The 18,670-nt window shown below is 55.8% G+C and carries 19 protein-coding genes; 14 read left to right on the top strand and 5 right to left on the bottom strand.

All coding sequences use genetic code 11. The features are described from left to right. Positions 1-156 precede the first annotated feature (156 nt). Positions 157-789, top strand: a complete 633-nt coding sequence (locus MKY58_RS18630; RefSeq protein WP_339321562.1) for a rhomboid family intramembrane serine protease — start codon at positions 157-159, stop codon at positions 787-789. A 41-nt stretch (positions 790-830) separates the two neighbouring features. After that, a complete protein-coding gene (locus tag MKY58_RS18625) occupies positions 831-1,754 on the top strand; it encodes a LysR family transcriptional regulator (RefSeq protein ID WP_339321561.1) in 924 nt (307 codons plus the stop codon). Between the two features lie 65 nt (positions 1,755-1,819). On the opposite strand, the gene MKY58_RS18620 is transcribed toward MKY58_RS18625, so the two are convergent. Together MKY58_RS18620 and MKY58_RS18615 are read right to left on the bottom strand one after the other, a co-directional pair. Beyond that, positions 1,820-2,494 carry a zinc metallopeptidase gene (locus tag MKY58_RS18620; protein ID WP_036706702.1) on the bottom strand — a complete coding sequence of 225 codons (675 nt, stop codon included), beginning with the start codon at positions 2,492-2,494 and terminating at the stop codon, positions 1,820-1,822. Positions 2,495-2,539: 45 nt separating this feature from the next. Beyond that, positions 2,540-2,971: a MerR family transcriptional regulator gene (locus MKY58_RS18615; RefSeq protein WP_212951680.1), complete on the bottom strand. Its 432-nt coding sequence runs from the start codon at positions 2,969-2,971 to the stop codon at positions 2,540-2,542. Positions 2,972-3,323: 352 nt separating this feature from the next. Between MKY58_RS18615 and MKY58_RS18610 the strand changes: the two genes are divergently transcribed. The 3 genes from MKY58_RS18610 to MKY58_RS18600 all read left to right on the top strand — a co-directional run bounded on the left by MKY58_RS18610 (position 3,324) and on the right by MKY58_RS18600 (position 6,658). Then, entirely contained in the window at positions 3,324-4,766 is a 1,443-nt protein-coding gene (locus MKY58_RS18610) for an ammonium transporter (protein ID WP_339321560.1), read from the top strand. Positions 4,767-4,841: 75 nt separating this feature from the next. Then, positions 4,842-5,921, top strand: a complete 1,080-nt coding sequence (locus tag MKY58_RS18605) for a DUF294 nucleotidyltransferase-like domain-containing protein (RefSeq protein ID WP_212951684.1) — start codon at positions 4,842-4,844, stop codon at positions 5,919-5,921. Beyond that, positions 5,918-6,658: an exonuclease domain-containing protein gene (locus MKY58_RS18600; RefSeq protein WP_339321559.1), complete on the top strand. Its 741-nt coding sequence runs from the start codon at positions 5,918-5,920 to the stop codon at positions 6,656-6,658. Before MKY58_RS18605 ends, MKY58_RS18600 begins: the two co-directional genes overlap by 4 nt. On the opposite strand, the gene MKY58_RS18595 is transcribed toward MKY58_RS18600, so the two are convergent. Then, the gene (locus tag MKY58_RS18595; RefSeq protein ID WP_052146768.1) at positions 6,645-7,100 is read right to left on the bottom strand and encodes a Mov34/MPN/PAD-1 family protein; all 456 of its coding nucleotides are present in this window, start codon (positions 7,098-7,100) and stop codon (positions 6,645-6,647) included. The genes MKY58_RS18600 and MKY58_RS18595 overlap by 14 nt on opposite strands. 175 nt (positions 7,101-7,275) lie before the next feature. Between MKY58_RS18595 and MKY58_RS18590 the strand changes: the two genes are divergently transcribed. After that, complete coding sequence (locus tag MKY58_RS18590; protein ID WP_339321558.1) at positions 7,276-7,830, top strand: TlpA disulfide reductase family protein; 555 nt, start codon at positions 7,276-7,278, stop codon at positions 7,828-7,830. An 86-nt stretch (positions 7,831-7,916) separates the two neighbouring features. Here the strand turns inward: MKY58_RS18590 and cimA are convergent, their stop codons facing one another. Further along, complete coding sequence (cimA, locus tag MKY58_RS18585; RefSeq protein ID WP_339321557.1) at positions 7,917-9,542, bottom strand: citramalate synthase; 1,626 nt, start codon at positions 9,540-9,542, stop codon at positions 7,917-7,919. A gap of 206 nt (positions 9,543-9,748) precedes the next feature. Between cimA and MKY58_RS18580 the strand changes: the two genes are divergently transcribed. The 3 genes from MKY58_RS18580 (at position 9,749) to MKY58_RS18570 (ending at position 12,992) form a co-directional block, all read left to right on the top strand. Further along, entirely contained in the window at positions 9,749-11,044 is a 1,296-nt protein-coding gene (locus MKY58_RS18580; protein WP_339321556.1) for a DNA polymerase IV, read from the top strand. Between the two features lie 152 nt (positions 11,045-11,196). After that, complete coding sequence (locus MKY58_RS18575) at positions 11,197-11,445, top strand: ferredoxin (protein WP_339321555.1); 249 nt, start codon at positions 11,197-11,199, stop codon at positions 11,443-11,445. Between the two features lie 116 nt (positions 11,446-11,561). After that, entirely contained in the window at positions 11,562-12,992 is a 1,431-nt protein-coding gene (locus tag MKY58_RS18570) for a L,D-transpeptidase (protein WP_339321554.1), read from the top strand. Position 12,993: 1 nt separating this feature from the next. Here the strand turns inward: MKY58_RS18570 and MKY58_RS18565 are convergent, their stop codons facing one another. Further along, complete coding sequence (locus MKY58_RS18565; RefSeq protein WP_281422516.1) at positions 12,994-13,128, bottom strand: hypothetical protein; 135 nt, start codon at positions 13,126-13,128, stop codon at positions 12,994-12,996. 187 nt (positions 13,129-13,315) lie between these two features. On the opposite strand from MKY58_RS18565, the gene MKY58_RS18560 reads away from it, so the two are divergent. From MKY58_RS18560 to MKY58_RS18540, 5 genes are all read left to right on the top strand, one after another. Continuing rightward, positions 13,316-14,410: a quinone-dependent dihydroorotate dehydrogenase gene (locus tag MKY58_RS18560; protein ID WP_339321553.1), complete on the top strand. Its 1,095-nt coding sequence runs from the start codon at positions 13,316-13,318 to the stop codon at positions 14,408-14,410. A gap of 24 nt (positions 14,411-14,434) precedes the next feature. Further along, entirely contained in the window at positions 14,435-15,256 is an 822-nt protein-coding gene (locus MKY58_RS18555) for a GTP pyrophosphokinase family protein (RefSeq protein WP_036706717.1), read from the top strand. A 141-nt stretch (positions 15,257-15,397) separates the two neighbouring features. Further along, positions 15,398-16,948, top strand: a complete 1,551-nt coding sequence (locus tag MKY58_RS18550) for an RsmB/NOP family class I SAM-dependent RNA methyltransferase (protein ID WP_339321552.1) — start codon at positions 15,398-15,400, stop codon at positions 16,946-16,948. After that, entirely contained in the window at positions 16,945-17,700 is a 756-nt protein-coding gene (locus MKY58_RS18545; protein ID WP_339321551.1) for a pseudouridine synthase, read from the top strand. The genes MKY58_RS18550 and MKY58_RS18545 overlap by 4 nt, the downstream gene beginning before the upstream one ends. A gap of 134 nt (positions 17,701-17,834) precedes the next feature. Next, the gene (locus tag MKY58_RS18540; RefSeq protein ID WP_339321550.1) at positions 17,835-18,635 is read left to right on the top strand and encodes a Cof-type HAD-IIB family hydrolase; all 801 of its coding nucleotides are present in this window, start codon (positions 17,835-17,837) and stop codon (positions 18,633-18,635) included. The last annotated feature ends 35 nt before the right edge of the window (positions 18,636-18,670 follow it).

Genomic DNA, 18,670 nt, shown 5'->3' with positions numbered 1-18,670 from the left:
GGATATGGAATTTTGGTGATTCGTGCCAATTCATTATAATCTTTTTAAAAAGGGATTGTCCAATGAGCCGGATGCCGGCGGGCGACGCCGCGAATGCCAACATGGTTCCCGATGTCCGGGACGGTCCCGATATAGCGATAGAAAAGGAAGTGCGGCATGTTATTTGTTCGTTATGAAAACTGGAAAAGCTACTTGAAATATTATCCGATTACGACGATATTGTTTGTGGCGAATATTGTGATGTACCTGATTCTGGTCTTTAACGGAGGGGCCTCCGATCAAAACACGATCATCCGATTCGGGGCGCTGACCAACGTGGAAGGAATGAACGAATGGTGGCGATACGTAACGTCGCTTTTTCTTCACGGAGGTTTTTCGCATCTTTTGTTTAACGATTTTGCCATCCTCGTCTTCTGCCCGCCGCTTGAGCGGCTGCTTGGGGCTTGGCGATATGCGCTATTATACCTGCTCAGCGGCGTGATCGGCAATATTTTGTCCGTGGCGCATTATAACCGTCTGGGGGAAACGCTCCTTACGTTAGGCGCCTCAGGGGCCGTTTACGGGGTGTACGGAGCCTACCTCTACATCGCCCTGCTGCAGCGGAACCTGATGGACGAATCCTCGCGCAAGACGATTTATGCCCTGCTTGCCATCGGGATTATTTTCTCGTTTGCTTCGGGGGAACAAGTGAAAATCAACTGGATGGCGCATTTGGGCGGATTGGTCGGCGGATTTTTCGTTTACGGCTTAATGGCAAGGATTTTGAAGAAACGGTATGGAAGGTCATAGCAAGAGGACCCGCGTAAAAAGCAGAATGGAGCGAGTAACAGGTGGAATTAAGACAGTTGCAGTATTTTTTGAAGGTAGCGCAGAAAGAGCATGTCACCCAGGCTTCGGAGGAGCTTCACGTGGCCCAGTCTGCGGTCAGCCGTCAGATTCATCAGCTGGAGGAAGAGCTGGGCGTTCAATTGTTTATGCAAAAGGGAAGAAACCTGCAGCTGACGCCGGTAGGACAGCTGTTTTGCAAACGGGTGGACAGCATCCTCAAAGATCTCGACCGGGCGGTTGCCGAGGTTCATGAATTTTTGGACCCGGAGCAAGGCGAAATCCGGATCGGTTTTCCGCACAGTTTGGGGATCCATCTTATTCCGTCTGTCGTGGCCGAATTCAAGCGGCGGTATCCGAACGTGAAATTCAGGTTCAAGCAGGGCATGTTCCCATCCTTGATCCGCGACGTCATTTCGGCGGAAGTGGATCTTGCCTTCATTTCCCCGTTTCCGGAGAAGCATGACCAAGTGGAAGGGGAGATTATGCTGACGGAGGAGCTGTTTGCGATTTTGCCTCCGAACCATCCGCTGGCCAAGGAAGAGACCATCAAGCTCAGCCAACTCAAGGACGATAAATTCGTCCTGTTCAGCAAAGGGTATTCGCTGCGGCCGATCGTATGGCATGCCTGCTTGGAGGCGGGATTCACACCGAAGATCGCGTTTGAGGGCGAGGAAACCGACACGATCCGGGGGTTGGTAGCCGCGGGCATGGGGGTAAGCATTTTGCCGGAGATGGCATTATTCCAAACGAATCCGCTCCAGCCTGCCCGTGTACGGATTTCGGAGCCGAAGGTGACGCGCACCATCGGGCTGATCCACCGATCGGACGACAAGCTGCCGCGGGTGGCTCAGGCCTTCCGCTCCTTTTTGCTCAGCTACTTCGGACTGCAGCAGCAAGCCGGAACTTGCGATAAACCGAAAACATAACCTGAACAATCATAAAACCCCCTGGCCGGTTGGCAACCGTCCAGGGGGTTTTTGGCGTCATAACGTTAATCGCGGTTATTGTTCACGAAAATAAAGATGTAGCGCAGAAGCTCCAGCACGGAGATCAGCGCGGCAGCCACATAGGTCAGGGCCGCGGCGTTCAGCACCTTGGCGACGCCTCTTTCTTCTTCGTTTGTGATATATCCTTCGGCCACCATAATGTCGCGGGCGCGGTTGCTGGCATTAAATTCGACCGGCAGCGTAATGAGCTGGAAGGCGACGGCAACGGAGAAGAAGATAATCCCGATCCCGAGAAGCCCCATCCACTGGAACAGGAAACCGGCGATAATGAGCAAAGGAGCGATCCCCGACGCAAAGTTGACGATCGGGAATATCCGGTGTCTCAGCACGAGCATCGGATAATGCTGTTTGTGCTGAATGGCGTGTCCGACCTCGTGACAGGCGACCGAAACCGCCGAAATCGAATTTTCGTAGTAGACCGGTTCGGATAAGCGGACCACGCGGTGAATCGGATCGTAGTGGTCGGATAACGCGCCGCGCACCGGTTCGATCGGAACATCATGCAAACCGTTGCTGTCAAGCATATGCCGGGCTGCATCGTAGCCGGTCATGCCGCTGGCCGCCGGTACGTCCGACCATTTTCTGAACGTTCCCTGGACCCGGAACTGCGCCCACAAGGAAAAACCGAACGCAATAATAATAAGAATATACATTCCCATCTTACAACCTCCTGCTTGTGTCGATACCTGTAAAATAGAGCCTCGCTAAAGGGTAGGTCCTTGTTCGAGGAAAAGCCTGATCGCCTCGATGCATGCCGCGCCCTGCGGCAGCAAATTCAGCAGCAGGCGCCGCGCTTGCCCGGGCTTCATCTTCTCGAGAAGGGGGCTGAGCTCCTTGACCTCGCGTTCCAGCTGCTGCATTTGCAGCTCCAGGTGGGAAAGCCTGTCGGATACGTGATGGATCTCAGGGGCGGCATCCCATTTGGCAAGCGTCTGGCGAATCTCTTCCAGAGTATATTTCTCTTGTTTCAATTCATTAATACGTTTGAGACGGAGCAAGGTTTCATGGCTGTACAAACGATAATTTTTAAGAGTGCGCTTTTCGGGAGAGATCAACCCCAGCTTGGTATAATAGTCGATCGTACGCTCGCTGACGCCCCCGGCCTTAGCCAATTCACCGATCCGGTAAAGTTTCATATCCCCATCTAAACCACCTCACCGAAAAAAAGTTTGCGGATGCTGATTGGTTGCAGTATCCCGAGCTCTATAGAATGAACGTCTCATTTTTGTCGGTTTTCTAAAAAAGGATGCTCCGGTTCGTTCAATCTATGTAACTCATTTTAATGACCTGTAGATAAAAATATGATACATGATAACGAACCGTACAGTCAAACGTTACGGTTTTATAATATAACAATTCGTGTAATGTATTTTTACATATATTATTTTTTCGAGAATTGTATTGTCAATTTCCTGCTTATCTGTTTATAATGTGATTAATAATTTCTTAATATGTTATAAAACCTAACATTAAAGAGGAGTGGGGAACATGAAAAAAAAGTGGCTTGGCGGTGGATTGGCTTTTCTTGCGCTGATGGCATTTCCGGCAACGGTATTTGCCGATGACGGGGCAAGCAATATGGTGCTTCAGACGGGACTGAACACGTTTTTCGTATTTATGGCCGCGATGCTCGTCTTTTTTATGCAGGCGGGATTCGCCCTTCTGGAGGCCGGTTCGGTGCGGATGAAAAACGCGGGCCATATTGCCGGGAAAACGGTGCTGACCCTCGGAATCGCCATCGTCGTGTTTTGGGCGTTCGGGTTTGGCCTCGGATTCGGAAACGGCAACAGCCTTTTCGGAACGACCGGGTTTTTTATGACCGGCGATTCGATGGCTTCCTCTTTTGACGCGCTTTCGGCGTCGGAGGTCTCTTTATCGGTGAAGTTTTTGTTCCAGCTGTCGTTTGCGGCCGTTTCGCTGGCGATTGCCTGCGGCGGCATGGCGGAACGCGCCAAGCTGAGCGTATATATCGTATTCGGCACGTTGTTCATGATCGTGATTTATCCCGTGGTGGCCCATTGGGTGTGGGGCGGCGGCTGGCTCGGCCAACTCGGCATGCAGGATTTCGCGGGTTCGGCCGTCGTACATTTGACGGGGGCGACCGCGGCGCTGGTCATTACCTACCTGCTTAAACCGCGTCTTGGCAAATACAATAAGGATGGCAAACCAAACAGCATTCCGGGTCATAATCAAGTGCTTTCCGTTCTGGGCGTGTTTATTCTGTGGATCGGCTGGTTTGGCTTCAATCCGGGCAGCACGCTTTCGGCACTGATGGACGGCTTTTTCGGATACGTCGCGCTGACGACCAATCTGGCGGTGGCGGCGGGCGCTATCGCGGCGCTGTTCATCTCATGGGCGGCATTCGGGAAAGCGGACATTCCTAGCATGCTGAACGGCGTGTTGGCCGCGCTCGTGGCGATTACGGGCGCTTGCGCGTTCGTCGACGCATGGGCTGCCGTTGTCATCGGCGCCGTCGCCGGCATCGTCACCTTCTTTACGGCGCAGTGGTTTGAAAGAGCGGGCATCGACGATCCGATCTATGCTTTTTCCGTTCACGGCATTGCCGGCATTTGGGGGGCGATCTCCACAGGATTGTTTGCGACGCCGGAACTCGTGGAAAAAACCGGGGTCGGCAAACCGGGGCTGTTCTACGGAGGAGGATTCGGGCAGCTGGGCGTACAGCTGCTGGGCGTGCTCGGCGCCTTTGTATTCGTGTTCGTCATCTCGTTTGTGATCGTCGGCATCATGAAAGCGACGATGGGAATCCGCGTCACGGAGGAAGAAGAAATGATGGGGCTGGACATCAGCGAACACGGCGCCTACGGGTATCCGGAGCAAATGAAGCTCATCGCCGGCGCCGAGGCGGGAAAATCCGCTTCCGAGATGCCTTCCGTCTCCAAACCGGCGGTAGGGACCGGCGATTCCTTATAATCCGAAAAAAGCAGGCGAGGACGCAGCGTTTCGTCGACGAGTGCAGCATGACGGCTTGACAGGGAGGTATCGGGTATGGAGCCGGTGAAAAACGCGAAACATGAACCGGATTTGGAGCTCATCAGGCATGCGGATACGCGCGAGCAGCTTCGGGAAGGCAGGCGGGCTTGCCAGTCCCGGATCGAATATTTATATGCGGAAATGCCGATTGCAGCCTGGACGGCGCTTGTGAACGACATGCATGACGAGGTGGCCGCCAGGGCGGCTGCGGTGTGCGAGAAGGAACTGAAGGAAGCGGGTTACGGCCCGCCTCCGGTTCCGTATGCTTTGGTCGTGTTCGGCAGCTCCGGCCGCCGGGAATCCACGCCTTGGAGCGACCAGGATAACGGGCTGATCGTCAGCGACGAAGCCAGTGGACATAAGGACAAGTATTTCGCCGCTTTCGGGCGCCGTCTGTCCGATCTGCTGGAATATGCGGGATATGAGAAATGCAAGGGAAAGGTTATGTGCTCCGAGCCGGCCTGGAACCAAACGCTTGGGCAATGGAGACATCGGCTGGCTGGCTGGCATCGGGATCTCAGCTGGGAGAACGTGCGCAACCTGATGATCGCGTCGGATCTGCGCTGGATCGCCGGCGACCCGTCGCTGGCGGCTGCCTGGAAAAGTTGTTTTGCCCATGGCTTGAACGAATCGCCGGAAACGGCGACCGCCATTTTGCGGAATACGGTGAGGCACAAAGCGACGCTGAACATTCTCGGTCAGGTGGTGACCGAACGTTTCGGCGAACATGCCGGCGAATTCGACGTCAAATACGGGGTGTATATACCGCTCGTCAACAGCATCCGCTATATGGCGCTGCAGGAAGGGGTCCATGAAACCTCGACGTTGAAACGGCTGGAAAAGCTGACCCTGCTGGACGGCGGAAACCTTCTGTTTGAAAATTGCCAGCGCGCTTTTTTGACCGCATTGACGCTCCGCGCATCGGCGACATATACGCTCCGGAACGGCGTGTACTCCAGCAGCGGTTATTTGCCGCAGACCGAGCTGAAGCAAAAACCTCTTCTGTATAAGCTGAGGGAAAGCCTGACGACGGTCAGGCGCACGCACCGGGCGCTGCAAAGAAGGCTGCGTTTTGCGGAGAAGGGGAGACTATGAAGGCTCCGGAACGCGGAAACGGGGGGTTTTGGAGTTTGCTGCGCCAAGGCGGCGTCCCGTCCGCGATCGCTTCCGTCATGGGGGGCGCCTCCGCCCAGCAGATGGCTTTTATCCGCTCGCTGATGAGGGAACAACGCCGCCCGGAAATGCTGCATACTCCTTTGCATAAACTGAAGACGGTCATTTTCGATTTGGAGACGACCGGGTTCAACGTCCAACAGGGCGATGAAATTTTGTCCATCGGCGCTTTGAAGGCCGACGGCCAGCATATCGTGGAAGAGGAGCCGTTTTATACGCTGGTGAAAGCCAAGCGGCCGGTCCCTCCGCAAATTACGGAGCTCACGGGTATAACGCAGCCGATGATCGACCAGGCTCCGCCGTTGATCGAAGGCCTGCACGACTTTATGCATTTCGTCGGGGACCGGGTGCTGGTCGCCCATGCCAGCGGGCATGACAAAGCGTTCCTGAACGCGGCCTTGTGGAAGACGTCCAAGGTGAATCTCGGCCACCGGGTCCTGGATACGATGATGATCGCCCGTTGGCTCGGCCCCGGCCTTCCGAGCTATTCGCTGGATGCGCTGCTTTCGGAAAAAGGCATTCCGGTTGAAGGCAGGCATCATGCGCTGGAAGACGCGAGGATGACGGCCAAGCTGTGGGTTTCCTATCTGCGGGACATTGCGGAAAACCGCAAGGCGGAGACGCTCGGCGACCTGTACGCATGTCTCAGCCATGCGTGACGTCCGCAGGAATCAAATGATATAATCCGTTTTTTCCTTTTTCGATCATATAACCGTTTAGTTCGATTTCGCCGCCCGTTTTTGCGGGACTGCCGATGAGGTACGCGCTGAGCATGCCCGCGAATAAAGGCAGCTGCCGCAGATCTTCATCGGAAGGAACGGGCGGCGAGGAAGGGTGGGAGTGGAACAGGCCGATCAGGCCGCCGCCCCGCAAGCATTCCCGCGTCCATTCCGCCGGGTCCAGGACGAAACGGTGCAGCGGGTCAGGCGCTACGTTGCGAATCGGGGCAAAGGCGTCGATTCGCATGCCGCCCGCTGCAGCTTTACCCCGCAACACGCCGCAGGTTTCATATGGCAGTCCGGAAACAAGGTGTTCGGCGATTTGCCTTCCGCACGAGGCATTGAGCCGGATTTCCCGCCGGACCGTATGAGGATCTGCCAACCGTAGTTCTCCCCTCTCGATGGCCTCTGCTCAATGGAAGCAGAGGTATTTTTTTTGACGGAAGTCCGACGTTTTTCGTTTTTTGGCCATTTTCTGCAAACTATTTGTAAGTTCCGATGAAAAGAGGGTACAATACAGAATAGCCACTACAATACGAAAAGGAACGAAGACATCCATGAAGCGTAATCTATATATTCTTCTTGGCGTCATCGTCTTAATCGGCATCGCGCTTTACCAAAATGCGGGACCCGGCATTCAGGCGGCGTTCCAGCATCAAAAAACGATGCCTACCGAGACGGGGCCCGAAGCCGGGCTGCTTGCTCCCGCATTCACCGCCCAAGGACTGGACGGCAAGGAGTATCATGTGGGCGGAACCCAGGATAAAGCGATTTTGCTGAATTTTTGGGCGTCCTGGTGCGAGCCGTGCAAGCAGGAAGCGCCCGAGCTGAACGCCATTGCCGAGAAATACAAGGACAGCCTGGCCGTTTACGGCGTGAACGTGACCAAATACGACAACAAAAAAAACGCGCAGAAGTTCGTCGATAAATACGGGGTGCAATTCCCGGTCATGTTCGACCTCAAAGCCGACATTTACGAAAAGCAGTATAAAGGGGTTGTTTTCCCAACGAACGTGCTGATCGACAAGCGCGGGGTCGTGCAGGAAGTCGTGCTCGGCATTTTGCCGCAAAAGGATCTGGAGAAAAAGGTAAAAAAACTCATCAACTCCTGACATGCAGACAGGCCTTGCCGGCCGCCATACCAAAAAACCTCGGTGCCCTATGCGGACGTCCGAGGTTTTTTTGCCGTGCTGCCGTCTTAATGATTGACAAGTCCCCGCTGCTCCGAGGCAGGCGATTCCTGCGCATCCCGTTCGTTCAAGGCTTGCCCGAGAAGCGCATACCGCATACTGTCGACGAGCGCCTCCCAGCTCGCTTCGATGACGTTGCCCGATACGCCGACGGTATTCCACGAGTTGTTGATGTCCCTCGATTCGATCAGCACGCGGACTTTGGCCGCCGTGGCGTCCTTTTCGTCCAGCACGCGGACTTTATAGTCGGACAGATGCATCTCTTTGATCGCCGGGAAGTATTGGACGAGCGCTTTCCGCAAGGCGTTGTCCAGCGCGTTGACCGGACCGTTGCCTTCGGCGGCGGTGTATACGTTGTTGCCGGCCACGTTCAGCTTCACGAAGGCTTCGGACACGACCGGCTGTCCTGCCGTTTTTTCGACGAGCATTTTAAAGGATTCGAAGGCGAAAAGCTCCTTCATTTCCCCGCCGGCTTCGCGCAGCAGCAGCTCCAGGGAGGCGTCGGCGGCTTCGAAGGTATAACCTTGGTGCTCCAAATCCTTGATTTTGTCGATTACTTTGCGCGACTGTTCGTTCGCCGGGTCAAAGTCGAGCCCCATATCCTGCGCCTTCGAAACGATGTTGCTTTGCCCTGCCAGGTCGGATACGAGGACGCGCTGCTTGTTGCCCACCCATTCGGGAACGATGTGCTCGTATGTCCTGGAGTCCCGGAGAATCGCGGACACGTGGATGCCCCCTTTATGGGCGAAGGCAGCGTTTCCGACGTACGGCTGGTTCACCGGCATGTTGACGTTGGCGATTTCGCTGACGTAACGGGCGGTGTTCGTCAGCTGCTTCAGGCGCTCCTCGCCGATGCACTCATATCCGAGCTTGAGCTGCAGGTTCGGGATGATCGAGCACAGGTTGGCGTTGCCGCAGCGCTCGCCGTAACCGTTGATCGTGCCCTGCACCTGGCGGGCGCCGGCCTGGACGGCGCTAAGCGTATTGGCGACGGCCAGCTCGCAGTCGTTATGGGTGTGGATGCCGAGATTCGCATCCGGCACGCTTGCATGGAACGCGGCAACGATGCTTCCGATTTCATGCGGCAGCGTGCCGCCGTTGGTATCGCACATGACGAGCCAATCCGCGCCGGCCTCTTTCGCTTTTTTGAGCACGGCGACGGCGTATTCGGGGTTGTTTTTGTAGCCGTCGAAAAAATGCTCCGCGTCAAAAATGACCTCCAGCCCTTTACGCTTTAAATAAGCAACCGAATCGTAAATCATCGCCAGATTTTCTTCCAGCGTCGTTTGCAGCGCGGTATGCACATGGAAATCCCATGATTTCCCGACAAGCGTGGCCGCCTGGGCGCCGGACTCGATGATCCGGTTCAAGTTCGCGTCCTGATCGGCGATGCTGTCCTTGCGCCGCGTGCTGCCGAAGGCGGTGATTTTGGCGTTGAGGCCGAGCTGCCCCACCCGTTTGAAAAATTCGATGTCCTTGCTGTTGCTTCCCGGAATCCCGCCTTCAATATATGAAACACCAAGTTCATCGAGCTTTTTGGCAATTTTGAGTTTGTCGTCCGCCGACAAGCTGACCCCTTCTCCTTGAGTGCCGTCGCGCAGGGTTGTGTCGAAGATGGATATGGACTTTGACATGAAAGCGTCCTCCTTTGGAAGTCTTATGAATTCGTTTTTGGTTTTAGCGGGAATCTAACGATCCACATATATAGTAAATTATTATAGCATTTTTACGCGGGAATGTAACAAAGAATTCCGTGTTTTTCGCGTGTTCCCCATTCTTGACCTGTTGCCGGGGGAACGTTATGCTGAACGTAACGAAATTTTCGAAGGTGAGAAGGCTCATGAATAGGGACGTAGACGCTTATTATCCAACGAACGGAAGGGTCATTTTGCATGTGGATATGAACGCTTTTTACTGCTCGGTCCATGAGGCGGAGGAGCCGGACAAGTACCGCGGCAAACCGACGGCGGTGGCCGGGAGCATCGAGCTGCGCAAAGGCATCATCGTCACCTGCTCCTATGCGGCAAGGCGGAGGGGCATTTCGACCGGCATGCACGTCAACCGCGCGCTGAAGCAATGTCCGGAGCTGATCCTCATCAAACCGGACTTCCATTTATACCGCAAATATTCGAAAGCGTTCATGAAAATCGCCTACTCCTACACGCCGCTGATGCAGGCGACATCGATCGACGAATGTTACCTCGACATTACCGGTTCGAGGCAGTTCGGCACGCCGCAGCAGATCGCGGAGGAAATTCAAAGGCGGATCGACGAGGAGCTCGGCCTGCCGTGCTCGGTGGGCATCGCTCCGAACAAGCTGCTGGCCAAAATGGCATCCGACATGAAAAAGCCGCGCGGCATTTCCGTGCTGCGCATTCGCGACGTCCCGCGCCTGCTCTGGAACAAGCCCTGCGGCGAATTGTTCGGCATCGGCGGCAAAACGGCCGAAAAGCTGCGCAAAATCGGGATCCATACGATCGGGCAATTGGCCAAAACTGACGAAGAGGCGCTGATCCGCACGTTCGGCGTGATGGGCGCGTGGATGAAGCAGGCGGCAAACGGCATTGACCATTCGCCCGTGCTGGAGGAACGCGAGCCCAATAAGTCGATCGGGCATACGACCACGCTGCCGGCCGACATTCAGGAACGTGAGGACGTCCATAGGGTGCTGCTCAACATCAGCGACCAGGTCGCGCGCCGGCTGAGGCGGCAGGGGCTTGTCGCAGGGGGCGTCCAAATCACGATCCGGACCCCGGACATGAAAACGATCACCCGCAGCCGCATGCTGGACACGCCGACGGAGAACGCCGGCGACATCTACGATGAAGCCCGGCGCCTGTACGCGGAGCACTGGAGCTGGGATAAGCCGGTGCGGCTGCTCGGCATTACGCTGCAGCACTTGACGCCGAAAAGCGAAGCCGCGATCCAGCTGGACCTTTTCGAATATGAAAAACAGCCGAAAAAAGAAATGCTGACGCAAACGATGGATATGCTCCGCAACAAATTCGGCGAAAACGCCGTGGTCACGGCCGGCATGCTGGGGGACGATCCGTCGGTGCTGCTGCGCAACCATAAGGTGCGGGGAACTTCGCTTCAAATGGATTTCGTAGGCAAAGACGGGCTGGATCTTCCTTGATTCCCATCGATATTCATCAAATATCCGGCAGCGAAAGCGACATTGATCATTGGCATTTTGCCCAAGGTGGATTAAGATAGGTCTGGCGGCCGCATCAGGCCAACTTGAAACGCTCGCGTTTGACGTTTGAAAGAGGAGGCTCTCAAGAAATCATGGCGAAATACTGCTGGGTAGACAAAGATACATGCATTTCCTGCGGGGCATGCGGGGCTACGGCGCCGGACATTTTCGATTACGATGACGAAGGTCTCGCCGAGGTTGTCTTCGGCGGAGACGGCAATGAAGGCATGACCGATATTCCGGAGGACCTATTCGACGATATGCAGGATGCGGCGGACGGATGTCCGACCGATTCCATTAAGGTAGCGGACAGCCCTTTTCGCGTCCCTGTCGAGAAATAAGCGCAGGAGGAAGCTGCTGCGGCACCCCCTTTCCGATCCGTCCGGGAAGGGGGTGTTTTTTTTGACGCCCCGACCCGATATATATAGAAAAGACGTTGTGAGGGATGGAGGACCCCGTGAGAAATTCACTTTATTTGAAAAAATACGTCCAGATGCACCCGGATAACAAAATGGGATGGTATTTGCTGGGCAAGGAGTACGAAAAAGAAGGGCAGCTGGGCAAGGCGAATTACTGTTTTAACCGGTCCGGCGGCATCTATGAAGCGTTCGAAACGAGCAAAATGCCATCCGATATATGGAAGGAATACGAGCAAAGGCTGCTGCAGCAGGCCGAGGAAAGGGAACGGCGTTCCGTTCGGCTGCGCCGCTTGCTGGTGGCCGTCATGGTTTTGCTGCTCGCTTTGGTCCCCTCGGTGGATGCGCCAAGCCAGCATCGGAAGGCGCAAGAAGCGCCGGCCGTTCATCGGCCCGATCCGGCTGCCGGTAAGGAGCAGGCGCAGGCTGACCCGCAAGGAGGCGGCCAGGAGCCGGTGACGGAGGAAGGGGCGGTCATGTTTACGGCCGTTAAGGAAGGCGGTTTGGAAAAAGGCGTGACGCCGATCGCGCCGGGGCCGTTAGCCCACCCCAAGCTGCTTGGAAGCCGGCTGGCCGTCCTGGAAATGAAAAAACAGGGGAACTGGCTGGCGTGGAAGCGCCGGCTGCCGGTCGGATATACGCTGGAAAACAAAGGTTCGGGAGCGGTCGCTTACCAGTCATACGATCCGAAAACGTGCAGCTGCCGCCCGGAGGATGGGGACAAGCTGGCCAAAGCCGCGTCCGCCTGGACGGAGAAGCAGGAGGAGCTGGCGCTGTTGAACAGCGCGATTCGGGCCTATCAAAGCCAAACGGGCCAATACCCCGAAAAGCTGGAGGATTTGGTGCGCCCGTTTCCGGACAACTGGATTTCCGGGACGACGGAAGGGATGAAGGAAGCGTTCCTGCCTCTAGTGCAGCGGGCGCGGGCGGAAGCGGCGGGACAGAAGCAGGATTCTTCGGACGCCGCAAAAGGCGGCGGGGCCGCGGGAAAAGGGCCTTTCGCCGATACATGGGGAGGCGGGCCTTATTTCGACGACCCGTTGACCATTCTCGTGGACAAGCAGAATCACCGCCTGGCCGTTGTGAGCGGAAACGTTATGCTGCGGAATTATAAGGTCGGACTCGGGGGCGAACGGACGCCTGAGGGCCGGTTTGCGATCACGGACAAAGTGATGAATCCGAATGGACGCGACGACGGGGAATTCGGCAGCAGGGGGATGCAGCTTTCGGACACCAATTACGCCATCCACGGCACAAACGAGCCGGATAGCGTCGGAAAGGACGAATCCCAGGGTTGCATACGGATGAGCAGAGCCGATGCGGAGGAATTGTTCGACCTGGTGCCGATGGGGACGCCGGTCATCATTAGCAAAGGGGGCCTGCCCGACGAACTGCTCGCTCCGCAGGAGAAGTTCCGCACGAAGCGGGAGCAGGATCAGACAAACCCCCGTAAAACGTACCACTGGCTGTAAATCAGGTGTTCCAAACAATCAGCACGACGATCAGCAGAATGAGAAGCAATAAACTAAGGCCGGACCAAAATATCGCCTTTCTGTTCACTTCTTCTTTTTTTTGCCGAAGTGTCGGAGGCTTGCGTTTGGTTGCCATACCGTTCTACCCTCTTTCTATCGATTTTCGGTGGACACCTCAATTGTAATGGGTTTATCCCCAAAAAACCAGCGGGACAAGGGGAGAGGCGGCGGAAGAAAGAAGGCAAAAAACTTTTCTTTTACCCCGGAAAAGGATAAACTGGAGAGTAGAGAAAAAACTTGCGGATGGAGAGGAAGAGTAACTGGTGCTGTACCGAAACGTGGCAAAACCGATTTTTTTTAAGATGGACCCGGAAAAAGCGCACCATTTGGTGATCGGAGGATTACATACGGCCGGTTCCTTCCCGGGAGGCTCCGGTTTTTTGAGAAGCATGTACGGCGTAACCGAAACGCCTGATCTGGCGGTCGATTTGTTCGGACTTCACTTTCCCACACCGGTAGGATTGGCGGCGGGGCTGGATAAAAACGCGGCAGCAGTGGAAGGGTTCTCTTCCATCGGATTCGGATTCATGGAGGTGGGGACGGTCACGCCGAAAGGGCAACCCGGCAACGATCGGCCCCGCTTGTTCCGCCTGCCTCCGGACGAGGCGCTGCTGAACCGGATGGGGTTCAACAACGAAGGGGCGGAAGCGATGGCGGGCAGACTGTCCCGGCTGAAAACAAGGCCCGTTCCGGTCGCCGTCAATATCGGCAAAAACAAGGTGACTCCCAACGAGGAAGCGTACAAGGATTATCAGGCTTGTCTTCGGACGCTGTATCCGTACGGCGATTTTTTCGTCGTGAACATCAGCTCGCCGAACACGCCTGATTTGCGGAATTTGCAGTATGGCAGCGAGCTTTCCTCGCTGATGGCGCATATTATGGAAGAGATGCGTCTGCAGGCGCAAAAGCACGGCAAATCCAAACCGATTCTCGTCAAAATCGCTCCGGACGTCACCAACGAGGAGCTCGAGATGATGGTGGACGCCCTTTCCGCGAGCGGGATTTCCGGCATTATCGCCACAAACACGACGATCGGGCGGGACGGGTTGACCCATCCGAACAAAAAGGAAACCGGGGGAATCAGCGGCAGACCTCTCCGCGCGCGTTCCACGGAAGTGGTTTCGCGCGTCTACAGACAGACGGCCGGCAAGCTGCCGATTATCGGATCGGGAGGCATTTTCAGCGCGGAGGATGCGTACGAAAAGATCCGGGCCGGAGCCAGCCTGGTCGAAATATATACAGCTCTTATATACGAAGGGCCCGAAGTGAACCGCCGGCTGCATGCCGGACTCAGGGAGCTTCTGCGCCGTGACGGATTTTCGCATATTTCCGAAGCCGTAGGAGCGGACCATCGCTGAGGGTGACAGACAGGAGGCATGTGAATGGACGGCAGGGATTGGGGATTATTTTTGCTACCGTATGAGCAAGCCGTTGAGGAACTGAAAGTGAAATTCAAAACGATGCGCGCCGAACTCAAAAAACGCGAAGAATATGCGCCGATCGAGTTCGTGACGGGACGCGTCAAACGGATTTCCAGCATCTTGGAGAAGGCGAAGCGGCTGAACGTCCCGATGGACCAGCTGGAGACCGGCATCGAGGATATCGCCGGGATTCGCATCATGTGCCAGTTCGTGGAGGATATCCGGCGCGTGGCCGAATATATCCGCAACCGCAAGGACCTGAAGCTCTTATACGAAAAAGATTACATTACCAATTACAAAGAAAGCGGCTACCGCAGTTTTCATATGATCGTGGAATATCCCGTGCAAACGGCGCTTGGACAGAAAAAGGTGCTTGCCGAGATCCAAATCAGGACGCTTGCGATGAACTTTTGGGCGACGATCGAGCATTCTTTAAGTTACAAGTACCGCGAAATGCTGCCGGAGGACGTGCGCAGACGCCTGCAGAAAACGGCGGAAGCGGCGGCTATTCTGGATAATGAAATGTCGGGCATCCGCGAAGAAATATTGGAGGCGCAGAAAAAATTCGAGGACGATTCCAACGTGACGTCCCAGGTGCTGACCTTGATTCACCAGCTGTATTTTTATCATCTCGTCAACGAGGCGATGGAATTCCAAGAACGGTTCAACCGGATCTGGTCCAGCCAAGACGGCCGCCCCGACATGGATGAGATGAAGCAGCTGCTCGAAGAAGTCAAACGGGTGATGGCGGGATGCCGCAAGAACGACTCGCAAGAAGACTAGGCACCGGCTTCCGGAAAGCCTGTCGTCAAGGCGAACATCATCCATACGTTCAACCTGCTGTCTTAGGAACAGCGGGTTGTTGTTTTTGATGGTGCATAAGCGAAACCGATTTTAACAAGACAGAACAGGATGATGAGAAACATGGCATTGCAGCTGCCTGCCGCTTTTCAGGAGCGCATGAAGTCGCTGTTGCAGGATCAATACGAACGTTTCATCGCTTCATATGACCATGATCCGTACAGCGGAATCCGGGTCAACACGTTAAAAATATCCGTCGGCGACATGCTGGCGTCGAGCCCTTGGCAGCTGAAGCCGATTCCTTGGTGCGAAACGGGCTTTTATACGGAGCCGGGCGACCGGCCGGGCAAACATCCCTATTATCATGCCGGGCTGTATTATATCCAGGAGCCCAGCGCGATGGCGCCCGTGGAGCTTTTGGATGTGCGTCCCGGCGACAAGGTGCTGGACCTTTGCGCGGCTCCCGGAGGCAAGTCGACCCAAATTGCGGCCAAGCTGCAAGGGGAAGGACTGCTGGTCAGCAACGACCTGAACCAGGAACGGACGAAGGCGCTGGCGAAAAATTTGGAGCTTTACGGGGTGAGAAACGGCGTCGTGCTTCAGGAGCATCCGGAGCGGATCGCCGCCAGCTTCCCGGCCTTTTTCGATAAAATCCTCGTGGATGCCCCCTGCTCGGGCGAAGGCATGTTCCGCAAGGACGAGGACATGGTTCGCCAGTGGACGGAAGAATCGCCGGACAAATACGCCGCCATGCAGAGGGAAATTTTGAAATCGGCGGCCAACATGCTGAAGCCGGGCGGGCGGATCGTTTATTCCACCTGCACGTTTTCTCCCGAAGAAAACGAGGCGATCATCGCCGAATTCCTGCTGGAGCAACCATGTTTTAACGTCGCGCCGCCTCCGGGCGGGCTGTTCGCTTCGGGAGCCGTCGACTGGCTTCGCGGCCATATGGCGGAATCCGATCAAATCCCGGATGACATCTGGGAGCAGGCGGAGCAGACCTCCCGTTTATGGCCGCATCTGATCGAAGGCGAAGGCCATTTCGTGGCCGTGCTGCAGCATGACGGAACGGGCACGGACGAGCCCGGCCGTTTTCTGGCTGCGACGGATCGCGGTTCCTCGGGCGGGGCACCTTTGGACGGCAAAGGCAAAAACCGGAAGGACAGAAGCCAGGGAATGCCCAAAAAAGGCAAAGGAACGGCAAAAAAGCAGGCCGGGGATGATCCGGCCGCCCAGCTGGAAGCCTACGGAAATTTCGTGCGCGACCATCTTGGGTTCGTTCCGGGCGGGTATACGATCATGTTCGGCCAGCATGTCTATCAATCGCCGCTTCCCCCGGGAGCATTGGACGGGCTGAAGGCGGTTCGTCCGGGGTGGTATATGGGCGATGCCAAAAACGGCCGCTTCGTGCCGGCCCATCCGCTGGCCACCGCCCTGCGCCCGCAGGAGTTTTGCCGCGTGCTATCCTTGTCGTCGGAAACGGGCGAGGCGGTCCGGTATTTAAAGGGCGAAACGCTGAACGTCGAAGCGGACCGGATCCGCTGCACGGACGGGGTCCTGCCTAAAGGATACGTGCTTGTATGCATCGACGGCTATTCGGCGGGGTTTGGCAAATGGCAGGACGGAATGCTGAAAAACGAATACCCGGCAGGGTGGAGGTGGACCTCGGCGTGAGCGCAAAAGGGAGAAATACGCTGCGATTGGACAAGGCGCTGACCCATTTGGGGTATGGGAGCCGAAGCGACATCAAAAAATACGTGAAACAGGGCCTGATTACGGTGAACGGCGTCCGGGCCAAAGACAGCGGGATGCATGTCGATCCGGAAACGGACGTGATCCTGCTGGACGGGGAGCGGATCCATTACAGGGAGCACATCTACGTGATGCTGCATAAGCCGCCCGGCGTCGTATCGGCGACCGAAGACAACCGGGACCGGACCGTGCTGGATTTGCTGGCGCCCGAGTATTTGGCGTTCGAACCTTTTCCGGTGGGGCGGCTCGACAAGGACACCGAAGGGCTGCTGCTGCTGACCAACGACGGAAAGCTGGCGCATGAGCTGCTGTCCCCGAGGCGGCATGTGCCGAAAACCTACATGGCATTGGTGCTCGGAGAGGTTGGCGAGACGGACGTCGAGCGGTTCGCCGAAGGGGTTACGCTGGACGACGGCTACGTGACGCAACCCGGAGAGCTTGTCGTGCTAGGGTACGATCGTCAAGGGGAAGAGGTTATATCCCGGATCGAGCTGACGATTCATGAAGGCAAATTCCACCAGGTCAAGCGGATGTTCCAGTCGGTCGGCAAAAAGGTGGTCTATTTGAAACGGATCCGCATGGGCCGGTTGGATCTGGATCCTTCGCTGCAGCTCGGGGAATACCGGGAATTAACGGAAGACGAACTGGCGATGCTAACAGGCCCGCAGGATTAAAGCGCAGTAAAAAACGGCTTGCGCGCAGATGGCTGGATGACGTTTCTGTATAAAGCAAAGGAATGGTTTTTTTGCATCAATCGAAGGGGTTTCAAGCCAAATCCCTAAAATAGAGAAGAAGGATGGGTGGAGACATGAAATACAAGCTGATCGCTCTCGACGTCGACGGAACGCTGCTGAACGACAACCATGAACTGACCGAGCAAACGAAACAAACCATTCAGGAGGTATCGCGAACCGGAGCGGAAATCGTGCTCTGCACCGGGAGAGGCCCGCAAAACTCGATTCCGTTCATGGAAGAGATCGGGCTTAAAGGTTATGTGATCAGCCATAACGGGGCGGCGACGGTGGACGTCGTCACGAAGGAAGTCGTGCACCAATTCGCCATGGATACGAAAGCGATCCAGCCGTATATGGATTATTTCCGCGATAAAAAGGTTCATTTTGACGTCAATACGGCGTTTCGCATGTATGTGGATGACGTGGACGGCATGGCCGTCGAGGTCCGCAGCATGTACGAGAATTTCCTGATGCTGCCGGCCAACCTGCCGCCGATTCAAGAGCTGGGCGAGCCGGTCGTAAAGGTGACGGCATTCGATTACGCCGACGTGCTGGACAAGGTCCATGAGGAAATCGGCAAATGGACGCCGGAATTCAACATTTTGCGAAGCGGCGAATATTTCCTGGACCTGATGCATCCGGACGCATCGAAGGGCAACGCGCTCAAGCAGCTGGCGGAACGCCGCGGGGTGCGCCCCGAAGAGGTGCTGGCGATCGGCAACTACTATAACGATATCACGATGCTGACCTTTGCGGGCATGGGCATCGCCATGGACAATTCCCCGCTGGAAGTGAAAGCGGCGGCCAACGAGGTAACCGCCTCGAACAACGAAGACGGCGTGCATGCGGCTTTGCTCAAATACTGCTTGTCTTGATGGAGTAACGGATATATAAAAAAACGAAGGTACCT

Origin of the sequence: Paenibacillus sp. FSL W8-0194, from assembly GCF_037969745.1 — a bacterium.
GTDB classification, from domain to species: domain Bacteria; phylum Bacillota; class Bacilli; order Paenibacillales; family Paenibacillaceae; genus Paenibacillus_AQ; species Paenibacillus_AQ cookii.
This window is presented reverse-complemented; position numbering and strand designations above follow the sequence as displayed.

Excerpts from the sequence above, each read along its gene's own strand:
- MKY58_RS18630 (WP_339321562.1), top strand. The coding sequence starts at position 157 with ATGTTATTTGTTCGTTATGAAAACTGGAAAAGCTACTTGAAATATTAT.
- MKY58_RS18575 (WP_339321555.1), top strand. The coding sequence starts at position 11,197 with ATGGCGAAATACTGCTGGGTAGACAAAGATACATGCATTTCCTGCGGG.
- MKY58_RS18620 (WP_036706702.1), bottom strand. The coding sequence starts at position 2,494 with ATGGGAATGTATATTCTTATTATTATTGCGTTCGGTTTTTCCTTGTGG.
- MKY58_RS18615 (WP_212951680.1), bottom strand. The coding sequence starts at position 2,971 with ATGAAACTTTACCGGATCGGTGAATTGGCTAAGGCCGGGGGCGTCAGC.
- cimA (WP_339321557.1), bottom strand. The coding sequence starts at position 9,542 with ATGTCAAAGTCCATATCCATCTTCGACACAACCCTGCGCGACGGCACT.
- MKY58_RS18565 (WP_281422516.1), bottom strand. The coding sequence starts at position 13,128 with ATGGCAACCAAACGCAAGCCTCCGACACTTCGGCAAAAAAAAGAAGAA.
- MKY58_RS18605 (WP_212951684.1), top strand. The coding sequence starts at position 4,842 with ATGGAGCCGGTGAAAAACGCGAAACATGAACCGGATTTGGAGCTCATC.
- MKY58_RS18550 (WP_339321552.1), top strand. The coding sequence starts at position 15,398 with ATGGCATTGCAGCTGCCTGCCGCTTTTCAGGAGCGCATGAAGTCGCTG.
- MKY58_RS18580 (WP_339321556.1), top strand. The coding sequence starts at position 9,749 with ATGAATAGGGACGTAGACGCTTATTATCCAACGAACGGAAGGGTCATT.
- MKY58_RS18590 (WP_339321558.1), top strand. The coding sequence starts at position 7,276 with ATGAAGCGTAATCTATATATTCTTCTTGGCGTCATCGTCTTAATCGGC.
- MKY58_RS18600 (WP_339321559.1), top strand. The coding sequence starts at position 5,918 with ATGAAGGCTCCGGAACGCGGAAACGGGGGGTTTTGGAGTTTGCTGCGC.
- MKY58_RS18555 (WP_036706717.1), top strand. The coding sequence starts at position 14,435 with ATGGACGGCAGGGATTGGGGATTATTTTTGCTACCGTATGAGCAAGCC.
- MKY58_RS18610 (WP_339321560.1), top strand. The coding sequence starts at position 3,324 with ATGAAAAAAAAGTGGCTTGGCGGTGGATTGGCTTTTCTTGCGCTGATG.
- MKY58_RS18540 (WP_339321550.1), top strand. The coding sequence starts at position 17,835 with ATGAAATACAAGCTGATCGCTCTCGACGTCGACGGAACGCTGCTGAAC.